The organism is Ruegeria sp. AP11 (assembly GCF_056535865.1).
The window spans coordinates 152,017-171,954 of sequence record NZ_JBQFJB010000003.1; the positions used below are offsets into that span (position 1 = coordinate 152,017).

General features: G+C 55.6%; 15 protein-coding genes and 3 pseudogenes. 6 read left to right on the forward strand and 12 right to left on the reverse strand.

Annotated features, from left to right (window positions below):
- Positions 1–57: 57 nt before the first annotated feature.
- Positions 58–513, reverse strand: a complete 456-nt coding sequence (locus ACR3E4_RS22210; RefSeq protein ID WP_480567333.1) for a Crp/Fnr family transcriptional regulator — start codon at positions 511–513, stop codon at positions 58–60.
- Between the two features lie 264 nt (positions 514–777).
- Entirely contained in the window at positions 778–1,635 is an 858-nt protein-coding gene (locus ACR3E4_RS22215) for a LytTR family DNA-binding domain-containing protein (protein ID WP_480535157.1), read from the reverse strand.
- A gap of 484 nt (positions 1,636–2,119) precedes the next feature.
- On the opposite strand from ACR3E4_RS22215, the gene ACR3E4_RS22220 reads away from it, so the two are divergent.
- Positions 2,120–2,875: a MipA/OmpV family protein gene (locus ACR3E4_RS22220; RefSeq protein ID WP_480535156.1), complete on the forward strand. Its 756-nt coding sequence runs from the start codon at positions 2,120–2,122 to the stop codon at positions 2,873–2,875.
- 203 nt (positions 2,876–3,078) lie between these two features.
- Here ACR3E4_RS22220 and betA read toward each other — a convergent pair whose 3' ends face one another.
- The 6 genes and pseudogenes from betA to choX form a co-directional block, all read right to left on the reverse strand.
- Complete coding sequence (betA, locus tag ACR3E4_RS22225) at positions 3,079–4,734, reverse strand: choline dehydrogenase (RefSeq protein WP_480535155.1); 1,656 nt, start codon at positions 4,732–4,734, stop codon at positions 3,079–3,081.
- Positions 4,735–4,744: 10 nt separating this feature from the next.
- Positions 4,745–6,195, reverse strand: a pseudogene (betB, locus tag ACR3E4_RS22230) (betaine-aldehyde dehydrogenase).
- A gap of 62 nt (positions 6,196–6,257) precedes the next feature.
- On the reverse strand, positions 6,258–7,310 hold the full coding sequence (choV, locus tag ACR3E4_RS22235; protein WP_480535153.1) for a choline ABC transporter ATP-binding protein: 1,053 nt from the start codon (positions 7,308–7,310) through the stop codon (positions 6,258–6,260).
- Positions 7,311–7,313: 3 nt separating this feature from the next.
- Entirely contained in the window at positions 7,314–8,147 is an 834-nt protein-coding gene (gene choW / locus ACR3E4_RS22240; protein ID WP_480535152.1) for a choline ABC transporter permease subunit, read from the reverse strand.
- A 1-nt stretch (position 8,148) separates the two neighbouring features.
- On the reverse strand, positions 8,149–9,063 hold the full coding sequence (locus ACR3E4_RS22245; RefSeq protein WP_480535151.1) for an alpha/beta fold hydrolase: 915 nt from the start codon (positions 9,061–9,063) through the stop codon (positions 8,149–8,151).
- Between the two features lie 17 nt (positions 9,064–9,080).
- Entirely contained in the window at positions 9,081–10,007 is a 927-nt protein-coding gene (gene choX, locus ACR3E4_RS22250) for a choline ABC transporter substrate-binding protein (protein WP_480535150.1), read from the reverse strand.
- Between the two features lie 64 nt (positions 10,008–10,071).
- Between choX and betI the strand changes: the two genes are divergently transcribed.
- Positions 10,072–10,770: a transcriptional regulator BetI gene (gene betI, locus ACR3E4_RS22255; RefSeq protein WP_480567335.1), complete on the forward strand. Its 699-nt coding sequence runs from the start codon at positions 10,072–10,074 to the stop codon at positions 10,768–10,770.
- A gap of 484 nt (positions 10,771–11,254) precedes the next feature.
- Here betI and ACR3E4_RS22260 read toward each other — a convergent pair whose 3' ends face one another.
- On the reverse strand, positions 11,255–11,806 hold the full coding sequence (locus tag ACR3E4_RS22260) for a recombinase family protein (protein WP_480535148.1): 552 nt from the start codon (positions 11,804–11,806) through the stop codon (positions 11,255–11,257).
- Positions 11,807–11,931: 125 nt separating this feature from the next.
- Here ACR3E4_RS22260 and ACR3E4_RS22265 point away from each other — a divergent pair.
- Positions 11,932–14,831 (forward strand): annotated as a pseudogene (locus ACR3E4_RS22265) (Tn3 family transposase).
- 106 nt (positions 14,832–14,937) lie between these two features.
- On the opposite strand, the gene ACR3E4_RS22270 reads toward ACR3E4_RS22265, so the two are convergent.
- Positions 14,938–15,189 carry a DUF6552 family protein gene (locus tag ACR3E4_RS22270; RefSeq protein WP_480535146.1) on the reverse strand — a complete coding sequence of 84 codons (252 nt, stop codon included), beginning with the start codon at positions 15,187–15,189 and terminating at the stop codon, positions 14,938–14,940.
- Positions 15,179–15,881, reverse strand: a pseudogene (locus ACR3E4_RS22275) (SDR family oxidoreductase). Before ACR3E4_RS22275 ends, ACR3E4_RS22270 begins: the two are co-directional and overlap by 11 nt.
- A gap of 98 nt (positions 15,882–15,979) precedes the next feature.
- On the opposite strand from ACR3E4_RS22275, the gene ACR3E4_RS22280 reads away from it, so the two are divergent.
- Positions 15,980–16,858, forward strand: coding sequence for a LysR substrate-binding domain-containing protein (locus ACR3E4_RS22280; RefSeq protein ID WP_480535144.1), 879 nt, complete (start codon positions 15,980–15,982; stop codon positions 16,856–16,858).
- A 111-nt stretch (positions 16,859–16,969) separates the two neighbouring features.
- Here ACR3E4_RS22280 and ACR3E4_RS22285 read toward each other — a convergent pair whose 3' ends face one another.
- Complete coding sequence (locus ACR3E4_RS22285) at positions 16,970–17,518, reverse strand: glutathione S-transferase N-terminal domain-containing protein (protein ID WP_480535143.1); 549 nt, start codon at positions 17,516–17,518, stop codon at positions 16,970–16,972.
- 1,251 nt (positions 17,519–18,769) lie between these two features.
- Here ACR3E4_RS22285 and ACR3E4_RS22290 point away from each other — a divergent pair.
- A complete protein-coding gene (locus ACR3E4_RS22290; RefSeq protein WP_480567337.1) occupies positions 18,770–19,066 on the forward strand; it encodes a hypothetical protein in 297 nt (98 codons plus the stop codon).
- A 163-nt stretch (positions 19,067–19,229) separates the two neighbouring features.
- Positions 19,230–19,760 (forward strand): hypothetical protein, encoded by a 531-nt coding sequence (locus ACR3E4_RS22295; RefSeq protein ID WP_480567340.1) that lies wholly within the window; start codon positions 19,230–19,232, stop codon positions 19,758–19,760.
- Positions 19,761–19,938 lie beyond the last annotated feature (178 nt).

Sequence of the window (19,938 nt, forward strand, 5' to 3'; positions counted from 1 at the left end):
TAAAATCTCCGACTAAGGGAATATGCCAAATTTCAACCCGACCCGCGTTATCATTTGTTAAGGAAAGCCAACCTTTTTTCTGATTCTGCTGAGTGATACTGGAGTGATCCCCAGATACGATGCCAAATAGTGCAGCGGCACCGTTTCCAAAAGCTCAGGAGAGTGTTCCAAAAGGTGGCGATATCGGTTTTCTGGGTTATCCATAATCCGATTGAGGAAAAGGTTTTGGTAGTCAGTAAGGCGATCAACGAGCGCGCGGAACATGAACTCTCTGAACTCTGTCGAGTGGGCCATCAGTTTATTAAATGTGGTTCGCTCAATAGCTCTGACAACCGTCGGCGTAACGGCCTCGATCCCGAATTTGCTCGGGCGACCGTGAAAAAAGCTTTCAAGCGAAGAAACAATATCATTCTCAAAGAAGAACTGAAGCGTAACATCCGTCCCATCATTGTTATGCCAAATACGTAGGCACCCTTCTTCAACGATGTAGGCAAGATTGCTAATTTCCCCCAAAAGAAGAGTTTCTTTTTGCCTACTTCAATGCGACGAAGCGATTGGAGATATTTCGTCCGTATATCTGGCGAAATTCGCATTCTTCGCTGTCTTCTTTCAAAGCGTGGGTAGTTACCTATCAACATACGATAAGGAAAGAGAGTTTCAAAGAGGATGATGGCGACGGCCTGCGCCAGATGCAGAATCCACACCGGGCTGCCTGGATCCGCGCAGAAAGCGGCATACAAGCCCGACAAACAACAGATGTTTTGAGAGCTTACAAAATTAAGGCGAAACATTTAGTGCAGATCGGCGTCTGCGGCTGACCGGTATGCTGGTTCCGTCGCGTAGGATACAGGTATAAGCGCTTCCTGAGCGGTGGATTTCCTGGATATGGCTGAAACTGACCCAATGCGATCTGTGACATTGCGCACCGCTGAAATCCTGCAATCGGTCAACACAATCGGAGAACGACATTTTTAACGTCGCTTGTCCGGATGATGTGAACACGCTGATATAGTGGTCCTGCGCTTCGACCCGAACAATATCTTCACCAAGGCGGGTTGGCAAAGTCGGGATTGCTTCTCTGAGACGCGGTCGTTGGACGATTTCCTCTGACTTCTCACCGCTATTGTCACTATTGGCCTGCAGAAGTTTGCCGAACCAGACAGCAAACACACAAAGCGCTGAGGACAGGAATACTGATGGCAGCGCCAGATTGGTGGCTTCGTCAAGCAGGCTGATCACAATACCATTGGAAAGAGAGCCGGAAAGCCGATCTGTTCCCGACATGAGACCAATCAGCAGAGAAAAGGGGGCCAGCAACAAAGGTAGAAAAAGCACCGCACAGATTAAAGGCCAGGGCATGCTAAGGCCGGCAAGGATGCTGGCAACGGCGACCCCGATCAAAATTGCACTGCCTGCAAACAGCAGCGCCGACCACATCAGGAATGCCGCCCACATCGGCAAATCTGAATAGGGCCCAGTCTCGAACACTGTCAAAAGAAGACCCATGCTGCCCACGAACCAGCCCACGAAGTGGATGAGCTTCCAAATTGTCAAACCCTCAAACGACACGATTGAAATCAACGCGTTTTGAACGGTCTGAAGTAAAGTGCCGTAGAGTTGAACGGGTTTTGTCATGGAATCGCTGGATCTGGATCAAGAGTCTCAGCGTGAAAATTTAAGTGTTGCGAAACAGGAAAACAACGCACCTAATCGCCAACGGTTGCACACATACCGCTTACGAATACCACAGACCATTCGCGTATATTTGGCGCGTTTTGACGAACTTGCACGTGCACTGAGTATTTGATGCAACTAGCTGACGCCAAGAACTAAACAACTCAACGCGGCGATGGCTGACGACGCGCACTCGCAGGTCTTTGTGCCAAAACAAGGTTAATCTAGATGAAAATTAGTCTTCGAATACCCGGGCTGAGTTTTTGCATTTATCGGGTGGTTCAACTTGGATCTGACCGTTTGTCATTTATGTCGCCAAACCCACCACTTTAGAGTTCTCTACCCCTCGACCGATTGCTTGAGTCTGGACCACGTTCGATGCCGGCACAGAAGATCGGTCAACACAAACGCCCAAAAATTGAATCCCACGCAGAGGAAAGATTCCGTGATCAACTGTCGAGCAGTGTTCCTATCCCCGTTGGCCGTTGCCGCCTTGGCCTCTTCCGGTGCCGCGCAGGACAGCGGTCCGCCAGATGGTTGGCAGATCGGTGTAATCGCCGGTGTCGCAAACAACCCCTATATCGGTGAAGGAACGCAGGTCCAACCCTATCCGCTGGTGACATATAAGACAGGTCCGCTGTCCATCGGTACGTTGGGTCTTGAATATGAAGCTTACAAGGGCAACGGCTATACACTGTCCGTCGGCCTGTTGCCTCGCTTCTCGGGTTTGTTCAACACCGATGCCGACGAGCTTGACGGGATTGACCGTGAGATTACCGGGGATCTGGCACTTATCCTTGGTTATGATCTTGGTGCAGGCTTCAATACCGGCCTGCGCTTCCGTCAGGAAGTCACGGGCGAGCATGATGGTCAGGAAGTGATCTTTGATTTCGGGTATGGCACGCAGATCGGCAAGTCGATGCTGCAACTGCGCGCCGGTGCCGGCTGGCAGAGCGAAGATCTGAGCGGCTATGTCTGGGGGGTTTCCGCGGATGAGGCACGCCCGGGGCGCCCGGAATATGCGCCCGGCGATGTGATCATCCCGTTTGTCGAAGCCCGCATGGTGCGGCCGATCAACGAAAGCTGGTCCCTGATGGGCGGTCTGCGCGCCGACTTCCTGCCCAGCGATGTTTCGAACAGCCCGATCGTGGATGAAGACAATATCTACAGCGCTACATTCGGTGTGATGTTCAATTTCTGATCCCTCGGACCGGGCTTGCCATGTGTTGGCCCGGTCGGTTCCCGACCATACGTGGTTCTGAGCGCAGGTAAATCCGATCGCATAGGGCGACCAGCTTTTGGACCCACATCCTCCGTCCTCAGGCGTACTGTGTACTGTGAGCCAAAAAACGGCGCGCCTGCAATGTGGGGAGGAGCATCAGACGCGCCGCAGGAGAGGCCAGATCAACGCTGATTGCTCTCCCAATCCGGATGGGTCCAGGGTTTGGCATTGGACGGTGCCAGACGCTTGCCAAGGATGTGGTCCGCCGCTTTTTCACCGGTCATGATCGATGGGGCATTCAGGTTGCCGTTGGTAATGCGCGGGAAGATCGAACTGTCGGCCACGCGCAGCCCCTCGACGCCGATCACGCGGCAATCCGGGTCGACAACGGCCATCGGATCATCTGCAGCCCCCATTTTGCAGGTACCGCAGGGGTGGTAGGCGCTTTCGACCTCATGGCGGATGAAATCGTCCAGTTCGTCGTCGCTCTGGACCGCGTTTCCGGGCTGGATCTCGTGTTTCACATAAGGCTTGAACGCGTCCTGCGCGAAGATTTCCCTGGTCAGACGGATGCAGGTCCGGAACTCTGCCCAGTCATCCTCATGACTCATGTAGTTGAACAGGATCTTGGGGGCCTCTTTGGGGTCGGCGCTGCGCAGGGTGACAGTGCCGCGCGATTTCGATCGCATGGGCCCCACATGCGCCTGGAAACCGTGCCCTTCGGCAGCGGCCTGACCGTCATAGCGTACCGCCATCGGCAGGAAGTGGTACTGGATATCTGGATAATCGACGCCCGCTGCCGACCGGATGAAGGCCGCGCTTTCGAACTGGTTTGATGCCCCCAGGCCAGTCTTTGTGAACAACCACTGCGCACCCAGCGCACCTTTCCAGAACAAGTTCCAGTATTTGTACAGCGTGATCGGTTGGCTGGCCGCCATCTGCAGATACAGTTCCAGATGATCCTGCAGGTTCTGTCCCACGCCGGGGCGGTCCGCGACGACATCAATCCCGTGTTCGGCCAGATGCGCCGCCGGTCCGATGCCCGACAGCATCAGCAGTTTTGGCGAATTGATGGACGAGGCCGAGATGATCACCTCGCGTTTGGCGCGGATGGTCTCGGTTTTCGATCCGCGTTGCAGCTCGGCACCGGTTGCCCGGCCGTCTTCGATGATCACCCGGTTTGCCAGCCCCTTGACCAGCGTGCAGTTCGGGCGTTGCAGGGCAGGTTTCAGATAGGCATTTGCCACCGACCAGCGCCGTCCTTTCCAGACGGTCTGCTCCATCGGGCCAAAGCCTTCTTGTTGTTCCCCGTTATAGTCGCCGGTGACCTGATACCCGGCCTGCTTCCCGGCATCGACAAAGGCGTGGAACAGCGGGTTCTTTCGCGGGCCGCGGGTGACATGCAAGGGGCCGTCATTGCCGCGCCATTCTGGGTCGCCGCCATGGCCGCCGTCATGCCAGTTTTCCATCCGCTTGAAATAGGGCAGGACGTCGGCATAGCTCCAGCCCGCAGCGCCGCTGTCGGCCCAGTGATCAAAATCCTTGGCATGGCCCCGGACATAGACCATCCCGTTGATCGACGACGATCCCCCGATCACCTTGCCGCGCGGGCAGGCCAGTTCGCGCCCGCCAAGATGTGGCTCGGGCTCGGACGAAAAGCCCCAATCATAGATCGACATGTTCATCGGATAAGACAGGGCCGCGGGCATCTGGATGAACGGGCCCGCATCGGTGCCACCATATTCGATGACGATCACGGATGATCCGGCCTCGGACAGGCGGTACGCCATGGCGCATCCCGCCGACCCTGCACCAACTATGACAAAATCTGCCTCCATGGAATCCTCCTTAGAACGGTGCTTCGAGCGAGGTCATGCGGACATAGACCGACTTGACCTGGCTGTAATGTTCGATCGCGGCCTTCGAGTTTTCCCGGCCCACGCCTGATTGCTTGACGCCGCCAAACGGCGCTTCGACCGGGGCATCGTTATAGGAATTGAGAAAGCAGCTGCCGGCTTCAAGCTGGGCGATCACACGGTGACCGCGCTTGAGGTCATTGGTGAACACCCCGGCGGCCAGACCGAAATCGGTGGCGTTGGCGCGGGTGATCACCTCGTCTTCGGTGTCGAAATCCAGCACTGCCATCACGGGTCCGAAAATCTCTTCCCGGGCGATTTTCATGTCGTCTTTGACATCGGCGAAAACCGCAGGCGTGATCCAGTTGCCCGGTTTGTCGATCCGCTCGCCGCCACAGACCAGCCGTGCGCCTTCTTCCTTGCCCGAGGCAATGTAGCTGAGCGAAATCTCAAGCTGACGGGCGCTGACCAGAGGGCCGAAATTCGTCGCCTCATCCTGCGGGTCGCCGATGATGGCACCGGCCAGCCGTTCTTGCAGGCGGGCCAGAAACGCCTCTTTGATGCCGTTCTGCACGAACACGCGGGTGCCGTTGGAACAGACCTGACCTGAGGAATAGAAATTCCCCAGAATGGCACCGCTGACGGCCTCTTCCAGATCAGCGTCGTCGAAAACGATCATCGGTGACTTGCCGCCCAGCTCCATGGTGACATGTTTCATGCCTTCGGCGGCGGCGGCATAGACTTTGCGCCCGGTCGGGACCGACCCGGTCAGCGAGACCTTGTCCACCCTGGGATCCGTGACCAGCGCCGCGCCGATCTCGCCCCGGCCCTGCAACACGTTGAACAGGCCAGCGGGCAGGCCCGCCTCGATCAGGATTTCGGCCACTTTCAGCGCGCATAGCGGGGTTTCCTCGGACGGTTTGAAGATCACCGCATTGCCACAGGCCAGCGCGGGCGCGGCTTTCCAGCAGGCGATCTGGGTGGGGTAGTTCCAGGCGCCGATACCAACGCACAGGCCCAGCGGCTCGCGCCGCGTATAGACCCAGTCTTCGCCCAGCTGGATATGTTCGCCGGTCAGGCTGGCGGCCAGCCCGCCGAAGTATTCCAGCGCATCGGCCCCCGACGTGGCATCTGCGACAGTGGTTTCCTGCAGCGGCTTGCCAGTGTCATAGGTTTCTAGCACTGACAATTCGTGATTGCGCGTGCGCATGATGTCGGCGGCCCGGCGCAGGATGCGCCCGCGCTCGGCGCCGGACATCGCAGCCCAGTCCTTTGTGCTGCCCGCGCCTGTGCAATGGTGCGATCAACGAGTTCGGCCGATGCTTCGTGCAGATTGGCAATCACCCCGCCGGTTGCCGGATAGATGACATCCAGCGCCTCTCCGCTTTCGTCCTCGACATAAGCCCCATTGACGAAATGGCTGGCAGTGGGTTGCGCGATCATGGTCGACACCTCCGATGCAAATTGGTCAGCGACGCCAGAGAGATAGCCCCCGGCGCCGGTTGTTACGCCGCGACTTCGGCCTGTTGTGTGCGCAACAGGCAGCTCAGCGCGGCCTTGACGTCAATCTTGCCGATTGGCCCGTCCGCCCCCAGAACAATGATTTCGCTTTGCTCTTCTATGAGCATCGAAATGATGTCCTTTAGGGGCGTCGTGTCAGCGATAACCCGGGCGTCCGCAGGAACGGGGCCGGAATGCTCAATCATGATCTCCATCGCGCGCAAGACGTTCAGCGGGTTCATATGGGCCACAAACTCGGCGACATACGGCGTCGCGGGATTCAGGACGATGTCCTGAGGTTCCGCACATTGCACGATGCGACCGCCTTCCATGATGGCAATGCGAGACCCAATTTTCAGCGCCTCATCCAGATCGTGGCTGACGAAAACAATCGTACGGCCCAGCTTTTGCTGAAACTCCAGCAATTCATCCTGAAGCTTGTTGCGGATCAGCGGATCAAGGGCCGAGAACGGCTCGTCCATCAGCAGGATCGGCGCTTCGGTGGCAAAGGCGCGGGCCAGGCCCACACGCTGTTGCATGCCGCCGGACAGTTCCTGAACCTTGCGGTCGGCCCAATCCTCAAGATGCACCAGTTCCAGCTGTTCGCGGGCGCGTCGCAGACGCTCGTCTTTGTCGACACCAGCGACCTCAAGCCCATAGGCGACATTGTCGATCACAGTGCGCCAGGGCAGCAGCCCGAATTGCTGAAAGACCATGGCAACGCGATCCCGGCGAATTCCGCGCAGAGCCTTTTCGTTGGCCTGCACGATATCCACCAGGCCGTTTCCGGTGTTGACCTCAACTTTGCCGCGCACCACCGGGTTCAACCCGTTTACCGCCCGCAGCAGGGTTGATTTACCGGATCCCGACAGGCCCATAAGCACCAGAATCTCGCCGTTCTTGATATCGATTGAGCAATCATGAACGCCCAGAACCTGTCCGGTCTGTTCCTGAATTTCCGCGCGCGACATCCCCTTGTCCATCATCGGCAGGGCGGTCTTCGGTTCATTGCCAAAGACGATGTTCACGTTGTCGAAACGTACCATTGTGTCAGTCATCGGTCACGGGCTCCCTCTTTTGAACATCCGGTCGAAGATGATGGCGACCAGAACGATTGCGATGCCGACTTCGAACCCTTTGGCGATATTGACCGAATTCAGCGCCCGCAGCGTCGGAACACCCAAGCCGTCGGCTCCCACAAGGGCGGCGATCACCACCATGGACAGTGACAGCATGATGGTCTGCGTCAGACCGGCCATGATCTGTGGCAGCGCATAAGGCAGTTCCACCTTCCACATCAGCTGCAGCGGGGTCGACCCAAAGGCCTTGCCGGCTTCGATCAGTGACGTGGGCGTCGAGGTGATCCCCAGATGGGTCAGACGGATCGGAGCGGGTATGGCAAAGATCACCGTGGCGATCAGGCCGGGCACCATACCCAGACCGAACAGGATCAGCGCCGGGATCAGGTAGACGAATGTGGGGATCGTCTGCATCAGGTCCAGGATGGGTTCCATGATCCGGTACAGCCAGGGTTTGCGAGCGGCGGCAATGCCAAGCGGCACGCCCAGCCCCATGCAGACCACGGCAGCAGCAAAGACCAACGCCAGAGTTTCAGTCGTTTCGACCCAGTATCCCTGGTTGACGATCAGCAGCAGCCCAAGCGCCGTGAACAGGGTAAAGCCGATGGATTTCCGAACCAGCCAGGACAGCGCGGTTATAACCGCGATCACCACAAAGGTGTTTGGTGCTTGCAGCAACCAGAGCAGGGCGAGGATGATCCCCTCAAGAACTGCGGAAAGGCCATCGAAAAACCAGAAAAAGTTATCGGTCAGCCATTCGACAAAGATCTTTGCCCATTTCCCAATCGGAATTTTATAGGATTCCAACCACTCCATTTCAGGTCCTCCCTCCTGCATGTGCCGTTGTTTGCTGGTCCTGAGGGTCAAGTGTCTTCCTCAGCCAGTTTTCGAGATATTTGATGGCCTGCGGATCCAGGGCATGGCCCATGTCTTCGCACAGTACGAATTCGGAATTGGCGATAAGCGCATGCGCCTGATACGAGCTTTCGGGCATCACGCAGCGGTCCTGCGCACCGGCGACGATCAGGGTTGGTGCCGTGATCGACTTTAGTTCGGGCGTCCGGTCGCCGGACCCATTGAGCGCAAGCAACTGCCGGGCATATCCCCCGGACGAGAACCCGCCCTGGATCATGTCCAGCGCCGTCGCGCGGGCGTCTTCTTTGGTCAGCGGTGTCGGATCGGACCACCAGATGAGGTCATCGGTCAGCCAATCGACAAATTCGGTTTCAGATACGAACGGGCGCGCGGTGCGCTTAAAACGGTCCCATGCACCGGGCGGCGCTGGGATTTCTGCCTCGCCTGCGCTGCTGCAGATCTGTGCCAACCCGGTGACGCGCGAACCAAGCTTGGCTGCGACCAGCTGGGCGATCATGCCCCCCATGGAAAACCCAACCGCGGCAAATTGATCAACGCCCAGGGCATCGACGCAGCGCAGGACATCGTCGCGCATGTCGAACAGCGTGTAGGGGGAGCGGTGTACGGTTGGCTGCGATTCCAGCAGTCTGAAGGCTTCGGGGTCGATATCCGGCCCTGCCCGACCAGACCGCCCCATATCGCGGTTTTCGACGCAAACGACGTGAAAGTCCCGGGCCAGGCTGTCAATCAGGCCCTGGGGCCATTCCGGCAGCTGCATTCCCAGCCCGAGGATCATCACGATGCACGGCGCGGCTTTGTCGCCGTGCATCTCGACATAGATGGGGCAGTTTCCGGCGATTGTCTGTTGGATAGGCATCGCTCACCCCGCTTTGATTACAGGCCCAGATGCGCCCGGACTGCGTCCAGACCGCTGCTGCCATCCAAGGTGGTCACGCCATCAAGCCAAGCGTCCAGATACTCGGGATGCGCCTTCAGAAGCGCGGCACCAGCCTCGTTCGGGTCCATGCCATCTTCCAGGATATAGCCCATGCCTTCGCTTTCCATCGGGATGTCGAAGGTCATCTGGGTTACCAGCTTGCCGATATTCGGGCACTCTTCCAGATAGCCCTTACGCACTTGGGTATGCACGGTTGCGCCACCGAAGTTCGGGCCATAGAATTCGTCGCCACCGGTCAGGTACTCGATTTCAAACTGGGTGTTCATCGGGTGCGGCGCCCATGCCAGGAACACGATCCAGTCTTCTTTGCGCTGGTTCTTCTTGACCTGTGCCAGCATGCCCTGTTCCGAGCTTTCGACGACTTTCCAGCTGCCCAGACCGAAGGCGTCCTTGCCTACGATGTCCAGCATGATGTCGTTCGAACCGGGTTCGATCCCGTACATCTGGCTGTCGAACTTGTCGGCGTTTTCCACCAGATGTGAAAAATCGGTCACGCCCGCTTCGTAGACGTATTTCGGTACCGCAAAGGTGAATTTCGCGCCTTCCAGATTCTGGTGCACCGTCTCGATGTCGCCGGTATCGCGATAGGCCTGATAATAGGTTTCCATCGCCGGGTCCCAGTAGCCCAGGAATACATCCAGATCCTTGCCGACCATTGATTCATAGATCACTGGAATACCCAGAACATCGCTTTCCGGCGTATATCCCAAACCCTCCAGCACGGTACTCGCGACACCGGTTGTCAGGGCCAGATCGGTCCAGCCTGGCTCGGCCATACGCACAGTGTCACAATTGGCGGCGGCTTGATGGGCGCAAACGGCCAGTACGGAGGCCATGGTTGCGCTGCGGAGTGTCATTTGCATTCGTAATTCCTCCCAGTGGTCTTTATACTGACCCTATAGTCAATAAACAGACCATACGTTTAAATTGACCGCAGAGTCAACTAAATCTATTCTCGGTCAAAAAGAGGGCCCAATGGGACGTAAAAGCATTGCCGAAATTCGCCGTGAAGAATTCGCTGCCGCAGCATTCGAAGTGCTGTCCTTACACGGTATGCAAGGCACGACCTTGCAGCGTGTCGCCGAACATACCGGCGCCTCCAAGGCCAGCGTGCTGCACTATTTTTCGAACAAACAGGCCCTCATCGAAACCGCCATGCGCCGTGCTAATGCTACGCTGCGCAAAGAGGCGGTCGCCTTCCTGTCTTTGGCAGCGACGCCCTGGGAACGCTTCTATGCAATTATCGAAGCGAATTTCTCTCCTACCACCTTCAGACCAGAGGTCGCGCATGGATGGATTGCCATGTGTGCCGAGGTTCCGCACAACCCCCAATTTCAACGCCTGCAAAACGCGATTTATCACCGCCTGCACAGCAACCTCTATTCAGCGCTGAAGGAGACCGGGGCAGAAGCGGCAAAGGCCCATGTTACCGCGCATACAGTCAGCTTGCTGATTGACGGGTTATGGATGCGCTGCGGTTTGCAGATTGGCGGGCTCAACCGGGACGAAGCAATGACTCAGATTGAAACTGTGATTGAACAAAGCTTTCCAAATGACATGGACCGAATGGCGGCCAGGGAAAAGATGTGCACCATCGCCCAGGCATTTGTGGCGAGCAAAGTCTAGATCAAAGATTGGGTAGCTTTTGCTGAGATACTGAGAATTGGATTCTTTAATCTCCTCTAGGCTTCAGTAAGACACCGTATATCGGAATTGGAAGTAGACAGCGTAAAAACCGCTTTTTTCGAGAAGTGGCAGCCTTTCAAATAAATCATGCATAATCCTGTTTTGCGGCACACATGCAAAACAATTTCGAAACTCGCATCCGCTTCAACCTAACTTGAAGCTTGCAAGTCAGCCACCAAATGGCGCGTAGTTGAAATTATGTGAAACTTACGCCTGAGGTCTTGTCAAAGACGAAGCAGCACGTTTTAGCCAATTCAGAGATACCTGATCCGCAATCTTTGATCGCGGTTGCACCCAAGTTGGGGTCGACTCCGGCTCAGTGCAGAATAGGGCGCTAAGAGCTTCTAGCCCACATCTCGCCGCTCGGGTGGGCGCACATCTTGCTCACAGGCGAAAAACCCGGATCGGGGTACTGTCGTCGCGCTCAGCCTTCGTTTTCGGTGAGATAGCGGTAGATGGTGGCCTTCGAGAGGCTGTATTCCGCCATGAGGTCCTTGATCAGAGTGCCACTTGCGCGTTTGTCGCGCAGTTCTATGATCTGATCATCAGTAAGCGCGGGGCGCTTTCCGAACTGAACACCTCGATCCTTCGCCTTCTTGATCCCGTCCATTTGCCGCTCTGCGCGGATCTCGGTCTCAAACTGGCCGATGGCCCCAAGCATATTGAACAAAAGCCGTCCAGTGGCATCGGATGTGTCGATGTTCTGATCAAGGACGACGAGATCGACGCCTTTATCCCGCAAGGTCTCGGCAATCTGGCAGAGATGCAAGGTGGATCGAGCCAGACGGTCGATCCGGGTCACGATGAGCTGGTCACCATCGCGGACGTAATTCAGGCATTCTTTGAGCTGAGGTCGGGCGTCGGTGGTGCCGCTGCGCTTTTCTTCAAACAGTTTGTCGCAGTCACTCAGCTTTTCCCGCTGCACGTCCAGGGATTGTCCGACTGAGCTGACACGGGCATATCCGACTTTGGCCATTGGGTCTCATATAAGTTAAGGAATTGTGCGACCGCCATATTGAGACATTGAAAAAGACATGGCAAGCGGACGGTCTCAATATGTCTACTTTCAAAGACCCCATTTCATAAAGAAAGTACAATCCGATGGCACACCGAGCGGTTCTGACCGCGCGACAACGCGCGGCGCTTTTTGATCTTCCAACAGACGAGATGGCGTTGCTTCGGCATTACACCCTGGATGATGAAGACATTGAGCACATCCGCACACGGCGACGGCCAGAAAACCAAGTTGGCTTTGCGCTTCAACTTTGTGCCTTCCGGTATCCAGGTCGCTTGCTCAAGTCTGGCGAGGTGATCCCGGAGCCGGTTTCCCGTTTTGTGGCCGCGCAACTCGGACTGAAGCCGGATGATCTCCTGCCATATGCCGCACGGGAGAAGACCCGCCGGGAACATCTGGAAGCTCTGCGCAAGATGTACGGGTTCAAGATGTTCTCCGGCAAGCGCGCCAAGAAAATGCGGAAATGGCTGGATCAGAATGCTGAAGCGGCGCAGTCCAGCGAGTTTCTGGTGAGAGAGTTCGTGGAAGAATGCCGCAGACGGCAGATCATTCTGCCCGGTATATCGGTCATAGAGCGTTACTGCGCGGATGCGTTGGTTGCAGCTGAACGCAGGGTAGAGGCTCGCATTACGGCTCAGCTCGACGCAGAAATGCGCGCACGCCTTGATTGTTTGCTCAGCGAAGAGGTGGATGCGCGAGTCAGCCGTTTCATCTGGCTGCGGCAGTTCGAGGTCGGAAAAAATTCTGCCGACATCAACCGTCAGCTTGACCGGCTGGAGTTTCTTCAACGGATTGGGTTGCCACCAGCTGTCCTGGACGACATTCCGGCGCACCGGGTCGCGCAATTGCGTCGTCAGGGGGAGCGCTATTTTACAGATGGGCTGCGGGACATCACCAGTGATCGCCGTTTGGCCATTCTTGCCACCTGCATTGTGGAATGGTCAGCCGCCATCGCTGATACCGTAGTCGAAACCCATGACCGGATCGTTGGATCAATCTGGCGGGAAGCAAAGAGAATTTGCGACGCCCGTGTTACCGACGCGCAATCGGAGATCGCAGCGACCTTGGCCGGGTTTGAGGCTTTGGGCACGACATTGTTGTTGACCAAAGGTGATGAGGTGGCTGTCGCCAGTGCCGTAGATGCATCCTGTGGCTGGGATGCTCTGGAACGCCTCGTCGCAACGGCGGGGGCACTCGGTAAGACCGTCAAGGCGGATGCACTGGGCTATGTCGAGCAGGGCTATCATCGGTTCAAGCTCTATGCCCCACGCATGCTGGCAGCATTGGACATCGCGGGGGCCAGTGTGGCTGAGCCGTTGCTGGCGGCGACCGATGTGATCCGCGCCAAGCGCGATATTCCAAGCCGCTCTGCGCCCTTTCTTCAGCCACAGTCGAAATGGCGAAGTCACTTGCGGAATCCAGAAAGCAATCGAGACCGACTATGGGTCGTTGCGGTATTGTTCCATCTGCGCGAAGCCTTCAGATCCGGGGATGTTTGGCTTGCCCACTCGCGCCGCTATTCTGATATGAAACAGGCTTTGGTTCCGGTCGAGGCCGCGCAGACCATGGGCTTGTCGATGCCATTGGAACCGGAAGTCTGGATCGCAGATCGAAAACAACGCCTGGAAGACGGGCTGCACAGGCTTGCGATGGCAGTCAAAAACGGAAGCCTTCCCGGCGGTGTTATCGAGGATGGCAGATTGCGCGTTGACCGGCTTGAAGCTGATGTACCCGCTGAGGCCGATAGCCTCATCCTTGATCTTTATCGCCGCCTGCCGGAGGTGCGGATCACGGACATCCTTATGGACGTGGACAATGACACGGGTTCACTGATGCCTTCACCCATCTGCGCACCGGGGCACCGTGCAAAGACAGGCTTGGCCTTTTGAATGTCATTCTGGCAGAGGGCCTGAATCTCGGCTTGAGCAAAATGGCCGGGGCCAGCAGCACGCACAGCTTTACTCAGTTGGCACGGCTCTCGAACTGGCATGTGGAAAGCGAGGCCATCAATCGGGCATTGGCCATTGTGATCGAAGCGCAGGCACAGTTGCCAATGGCCAAATACTGGGGTGCCGGTGAAACCGCTTCCAGTGATGGGCAATTCTTCCCCACCACGCGACAGGGCGAAGCGATGAATCTGATCAATGCGAAGTACGGTCACGAACCTGGCCTGAAAGCCTATACCCATGTATCAGATCAATATGGCCCCTTCGCCACGCAGGTCATCCCGGCAACGGTGAACGAAGCACCCTACATCCTGGATGGCTTGCTGATGAACCCAACGGGAAAACAGATCAAAGAGCAATATGCCGACACGGGCGGCTTCACAGATCTTGTTTTTGCTGCGACCTCGCTTCTCGGGTATCTGTTTATCCCGCGCATCAGGGATTTACCGTCTAAACGGTTGCATGTCTTTGATCGGCGCAGTGTCCCGACTGAGCTGAAGGGCTTGGTGGGCGACAAAATCCGAGAAAATACGATTATCGCAAACTGGCCAGATGTGCTGCGCTGCATTGCGACCATGCTCTCTGGCAGGATGCAGCCAAGCCAACTTTTGAAGAAACTGGCGGCACGGCCACGGCAACATGATCTGGCCATCGCCCTTCGGGAGATCGGGCGTATCGAGCGCACACTGTTCATCATCGAATGGTCGCTCGATACCGATATGCAGCGTCGCGCCAATATTGGCCTTAACAAAGGCGAGGCGCATCATGCCTTGAAAAGTGCTCTTCGGATCGGCAGGCAGGGAGAAATCAGAGATCGCACCACAGAGGGCCAACACTTCCGGATCGCCGGATTGAACCTGCTCACCGCCATCATCATCTACTGGAACACCAAGCAACTCGGGTCTGCGGTCATCGCACGGGAAAAAGCCGGATTGGAAACACCCGCCTATCTCCTTGCGCACATCTCACCCCTTGGATGGGCGCATATTATCCTGACCGGCGAATACAGATGGCGGAAGATGAAAGCGGAAAACCCATGAAACCTGGCGCGGCGGCAACACCGGACATTCATCCAGCATGCGGCGAAATCGGCCAGAGAGCCATTTTACCGATGCTGCGCCGGGAACCAATGGCCGCTATGCTACGTCAGCTGCTTGTCATGCCCGCAAACATTGCGCCAAGAGCCACAAGGTGAACCAACATCAATGCCTTGTCATTCCATAGTGCGCCAACGGCAAACCATCCCAGAACACCGACAAGGAAAAGGTAAAGGTTCCAAGGCGTCCATCCAAATCCTGTGGCGGTATATCCCAGGATTTGAATGGCCGATGCGCCCCATTTGACCGCAAAGATGAGGCGTTCACGGGATGTCGCAATGACAATGGTGTCAGACGGCACGGGTCAATCCTCCATCGACGCGCAGGTTTTGACCGGTCATGTAACCGCCTTGTTCCGAGGCGAGCCATGAAATCAGGGAGGAAACTTCAGCGGCATATCCATAGCGCCCCATTGGGATACGCGCTTTGCGATCTTCGGTTTCCGGCAGGCTGTCGATGAAGCCTGGAAGAACATTGTTTATACGGATGTTTTCTGCCGCATATTTGTCAGAATACAGCTTGGTGAATGCAGCAAGCCCGGCCCTGAAGACACCAGATGTAGGAAAGAGCGGATCAGGTTCGAACGCCGCAAAGGTCGAAATGTTGATGATTGCCCCGCTGCCCTGCGCTTGCATCACGGGTGTGACCAGCCTGGTCGGGCGGATCACATTCATAAGGTAGACTTCCATGCCTTGGTGCCAATCCTCGTCGCTTATCTCCAGGACCGGACCTTTGGTCCGTGACCAGCAGAGTTCACCAAGACGTCGACGCGGCCCCAGCGATCCGTCGCCCCTCGACCAACGCAGTCAGCGCATCGCTGTCGAGATTGGAACCCGTAACGCCAAAGCCGCCGAGTTCAACGCCGAGAGCCTCCCCCTTTCCGGAAGACGACAAGATACCGACCTTAAACCCGTCCTGCGCCAATTTGCGTGCTGCATCTGCTCCCATGCCGCTGCCACCTGCCGTAATGAGAGCTACTTTTTCTACTGACATCTCTGGAATCCTTCTATGTTTGGAGCCATTATTGTGGACAACTGGCTGGAGTGCGATTGAGAATTGATGCTTTATGACAATAGAAATACTATTGCGATATGACCGAACTCCCTCCTCTCAATGGTTTACGTGCCTTTGATGCTGCTGGCCGTCGTCTTAGCTTTCGTGCTGCCGCCGATGAGTTGGGCGTGACGCAAGGGGCTGTTGCGCAGCATGTTCGCCAGCTCGAAGCGCATCTGGAACTAACCCTGTTTGAGCGGGTGCCGAAGGGTCTGGCGTTCACGTCGGTCGGGCGCAGCTTTCACAGCCGGATTGCGGCAGTGTTCGCGGACCTGAGATCCGCAACAGCCGAACTGAAGCCGGAGCCGCACAAGGTTATCATCAGTGTCACCCCTACCTTTGCGGCGAAATGGCTGATCCCCAATCTTCCGGACTTCACTGAAACTCATCCGAGCATTGATTTGCGGATATTGGCCACGGAGAAGGTGTCCAGCTTCCACAGCGACGGGATCGACCTTGCGGTGCGTCAAGGATCGCCGCCATTTGGCGCGTCGCTGGACGCTACATTGTTGTTCAAGCAATCTCTGGTCGCAGTGGCTGCGCCATCACTCGCAGGCGATGGACGCAACCCTCCCGATCCAGAAGCTCTGCCCAAGCTGCCGAAAATACATGACACCCATCATCTTTGGCCGAGGTATCTTGAGTATTTGGGGATGAGTGAACAGGCACCGCGTAGCCTTCGCCTGAGCCAGACGTCACTCGCAGTTGATGCGGCCATCGCCGGGCAAGGTGTAGCGTTGGTAAGCCGCTTTCTGGTGGCTCATGACCTCGAAACCAGTCGCCTCGTAGAGGTGGGCAAGACATGGGAAGCCGGTGGAAGAGACTTCTACGTCCTCATGCCGCGAACCGTGAGAACGAACCGGGCCGTTGCCGAAGTTATGACTTGGTTAAAGGAACGTTCTGACTCTCATCTCTGAGTGCCAGAAAACTCAAAGCAGCCTTTTGGGCCGCAATCGCGAAAGCACCCTTTGTCCGCATCTCACAAGTTCGAGCATCGTGCAGCGAAGGGTCAACGGGGCTAGAAGCTCTTAGCGCCCTATTCTGCACTGAGCCGGAGTCGACCCCACAGTGTCAAAACTTATGTTGATGCCTGTCAAAAAAGATTCTGCCTCTGGCAATGCGGTCTCGACTTCACACACGAACCGCTGTGTCTCCGCGAACGCATCCGAAAACGTCATTCCAATCCGCTCTGGCATAGCTCTTTCAAAGAAGGCCTTAACTTCAGGGGATGTCAGCTCCGGCAGGTTCAAGTGTGGCATCCGTGGATAACAGAGCGCGTTGAGTGGCGCAGCAAAGGATGCGCGCCATTCTTCCAGTTCCGGACTTGTGCCATATGAGGGCAGTATCCGGGTTCCCATCGTGTCAAAGTGACGAATGATTTCGTTGCTGTCCTGGATCAGCGTTTCACCATCGACCAGAATGGGAACAGTCAGCCTATCGACTCGGCCCTCCAGTTCGGGCGGAATACGGCCCGGTGAAACATAGATGAGCTCAGGCGACAGCCGTTTCCAGCCAGCCAAAATGCGGGTACGCACACAGAACGGGCAAGTTTCAAAGATGTAGAAGGTATGCATCATGCGCTTAGAGCAAGGGTTCCAGTTCAGATTTGTGTGGACTATGCCAGTTGAAGCCTTAATCCACTAAATTGTTATTTTGGACTTCGGGCAACGAGTTAGGGATCGAGTGCGTGCGCTTGATCACCTTGCCTCTGCGGTTCTTATGCTCGGTAATCTGAGGGTGCAAAAGCACTATTGGCTGAGCGTAAGCGGCTGATAGCACTGGCACGGCAAGTGGAGCATGCAGGGGCGTGAATCTGGCAGAGTGTAGTTAGCCCCTGAATACCCAACAATATCGATGCCAGTTCCCGCGTATCCAGAATAGAAGTCGAGATGACCGTGCACAGCTAGGGACTACAAGCCGGATCGATGCTTGAACCCAATGGCGCAACCAACAGTGGACCAATACGCAAATCTGTTGCTATTCCTGTGTCTGTCGTAACTCGGGCCGTTGCAAACTCGAAATCACTGGGTTCAAGTAATTTTGGGTCAATACTCGGCCCGCAAGTTCGAGTTTCTTCGTTGATATCAATCTGGACGTTGACGCCGTCAAATGAGTGGAGAAGTCTTCGCCTGTATCAAGGGGGACGCTAAATTCTATTGCGCTATCAGTTTGTGAATTTATTCTGCCCGAAATAATGACCAAGTCATGGGATTGCCCATACCAAACATCGACGCCAACTGAGCGGACCATCATATCAGATAAGCTCAGAACACTATTTCCCTCGGGCATCGGGCCAGCATGGGACCCCAAGAATACGATACAAGGGCAGGTCCGACACATGCAGTTGGTCTAGCGTTACATTTTCCGCGAGTGAAGTTGATGCCAAGCCAAGAACTGAAATCAAACCTATTGTGGCTCCAGCCCACTGTTCCATTGTATCTGTCCAATAGTCCATCGATTAACCAAAGATTCCTGTCGATACGGTACCAGATTGAGCTTCTTCGGTCATCGGCAACATGTTTCTCAGTTCTATTGCACGTCAATTTTGACCACCTCACACGGAGCTTCATGCCAAACTCCATCGAGTGGATTTAGCAGGGAGTCATGCCCAAATCTGAGTTTCTGGAAGCCGATCAATACCGGGAAATACCGCACTTCCTTGAACAATGATGCACTATCTAAGCTGTTGTTGTCTCAACGAACTTCGAATGCCCCAGACTATCCGACCTAACTTGACAATTTGACTAGCCAAGCTTTTGTTACGTCCAGTTTGATTTGGTTTAGGTTTTTCCCAAATGCGCTTGGCGAAAAGCCTTTTAAGGTGTGAGATGAAAAAGCCAGCACTCAATGCCCTGCTACTGTTTGGCGTATATATCTCATCCTTTGTTTACATTGCGTGGCGGCACTACAAAACTATTCGAGATGGTGGTCACTACTACCTGCAAGGGGATTGGCTGATAAACTTTGCCGCTGGTCCAGTCAGACGCGGTATTTCGGGTGAGACCTTTCTGTTTCTTAGTGAACTCACAGGCATCGGTCCCGTTTATCTGCTCGGCTTCGCTCAATTCGGAATGCTTGTCTTACTTTGTGCGGGCTCCTCTACCTCGCAGTTTCAAGAGGCTTGACTGATGGCTTAACGCTTGCGTTGCTAAGCCCGGCGCTTGTCGTTTTTGGGTAACCGACCCGGATGCACCGTTTCGAAAGGAGTGGCTCGGTTACCTGGTTTTCTTACCATTGCTGCTCCCAAGAAGAGCTCCACCATCAAATATTTGCCTGGCATCCTCAGCCTTGCTGCTTGGCATTGCTATCTCATTCCACGAAGCCAACGCCGCCTTTGTTGTTCCTGCGGCAGTCGTTCTTTGGTTACTTCTTGAGCGTGGTAAGGCTTATGTCTGGATTGGCACATTGGGGCTAATAACCGCCGCCGTAACAATCTTTTCGCTTCTCAATGTGAGCGTTTCGGATGTGAGCCCGATATGCCAGCGTTTAGTGGCAACCGGTGTGAAACAAGAAATTTGCGGGGGCGCAATCGCCTGGCTGGAACTGGACTTTCGATCCGTTGTCAATGAAGGACAGAATCTCGTAGCAATATTTGGTGGAGTTAAGAATTTTGGACTTGCGGCACTGTGGGTTTCATTTCTTTTCGGGTCGCTGATTTGGCTTTTGCGTAAGCACGTTTCTAACTCCAGTGCGGTATTTGCCCTGGCGTTGAGCTTCGCTGCCTTTGTATCTGCTAGGCGCGGATTGGGGGCGATGGGTATCTATTCAAATCTTTGCGCTGCTTTTCGTCGTCTTCGCACTGGCAAAACAACAAGGTGATCCGACTGTGGGAGGAGAAGTTCGTACTTCGGTCTACTTTCCGCTGTTAGCTGTGTACCTATCAGTGGGCGTCTACCATATGGTGCCAGTACCGACTTGGGGTTTCCCCACACCTATGTCACAGGCATAAACAACCTTCTTAACTGATGCCCATAGCGGCAAGCAATTGTGCTGATGA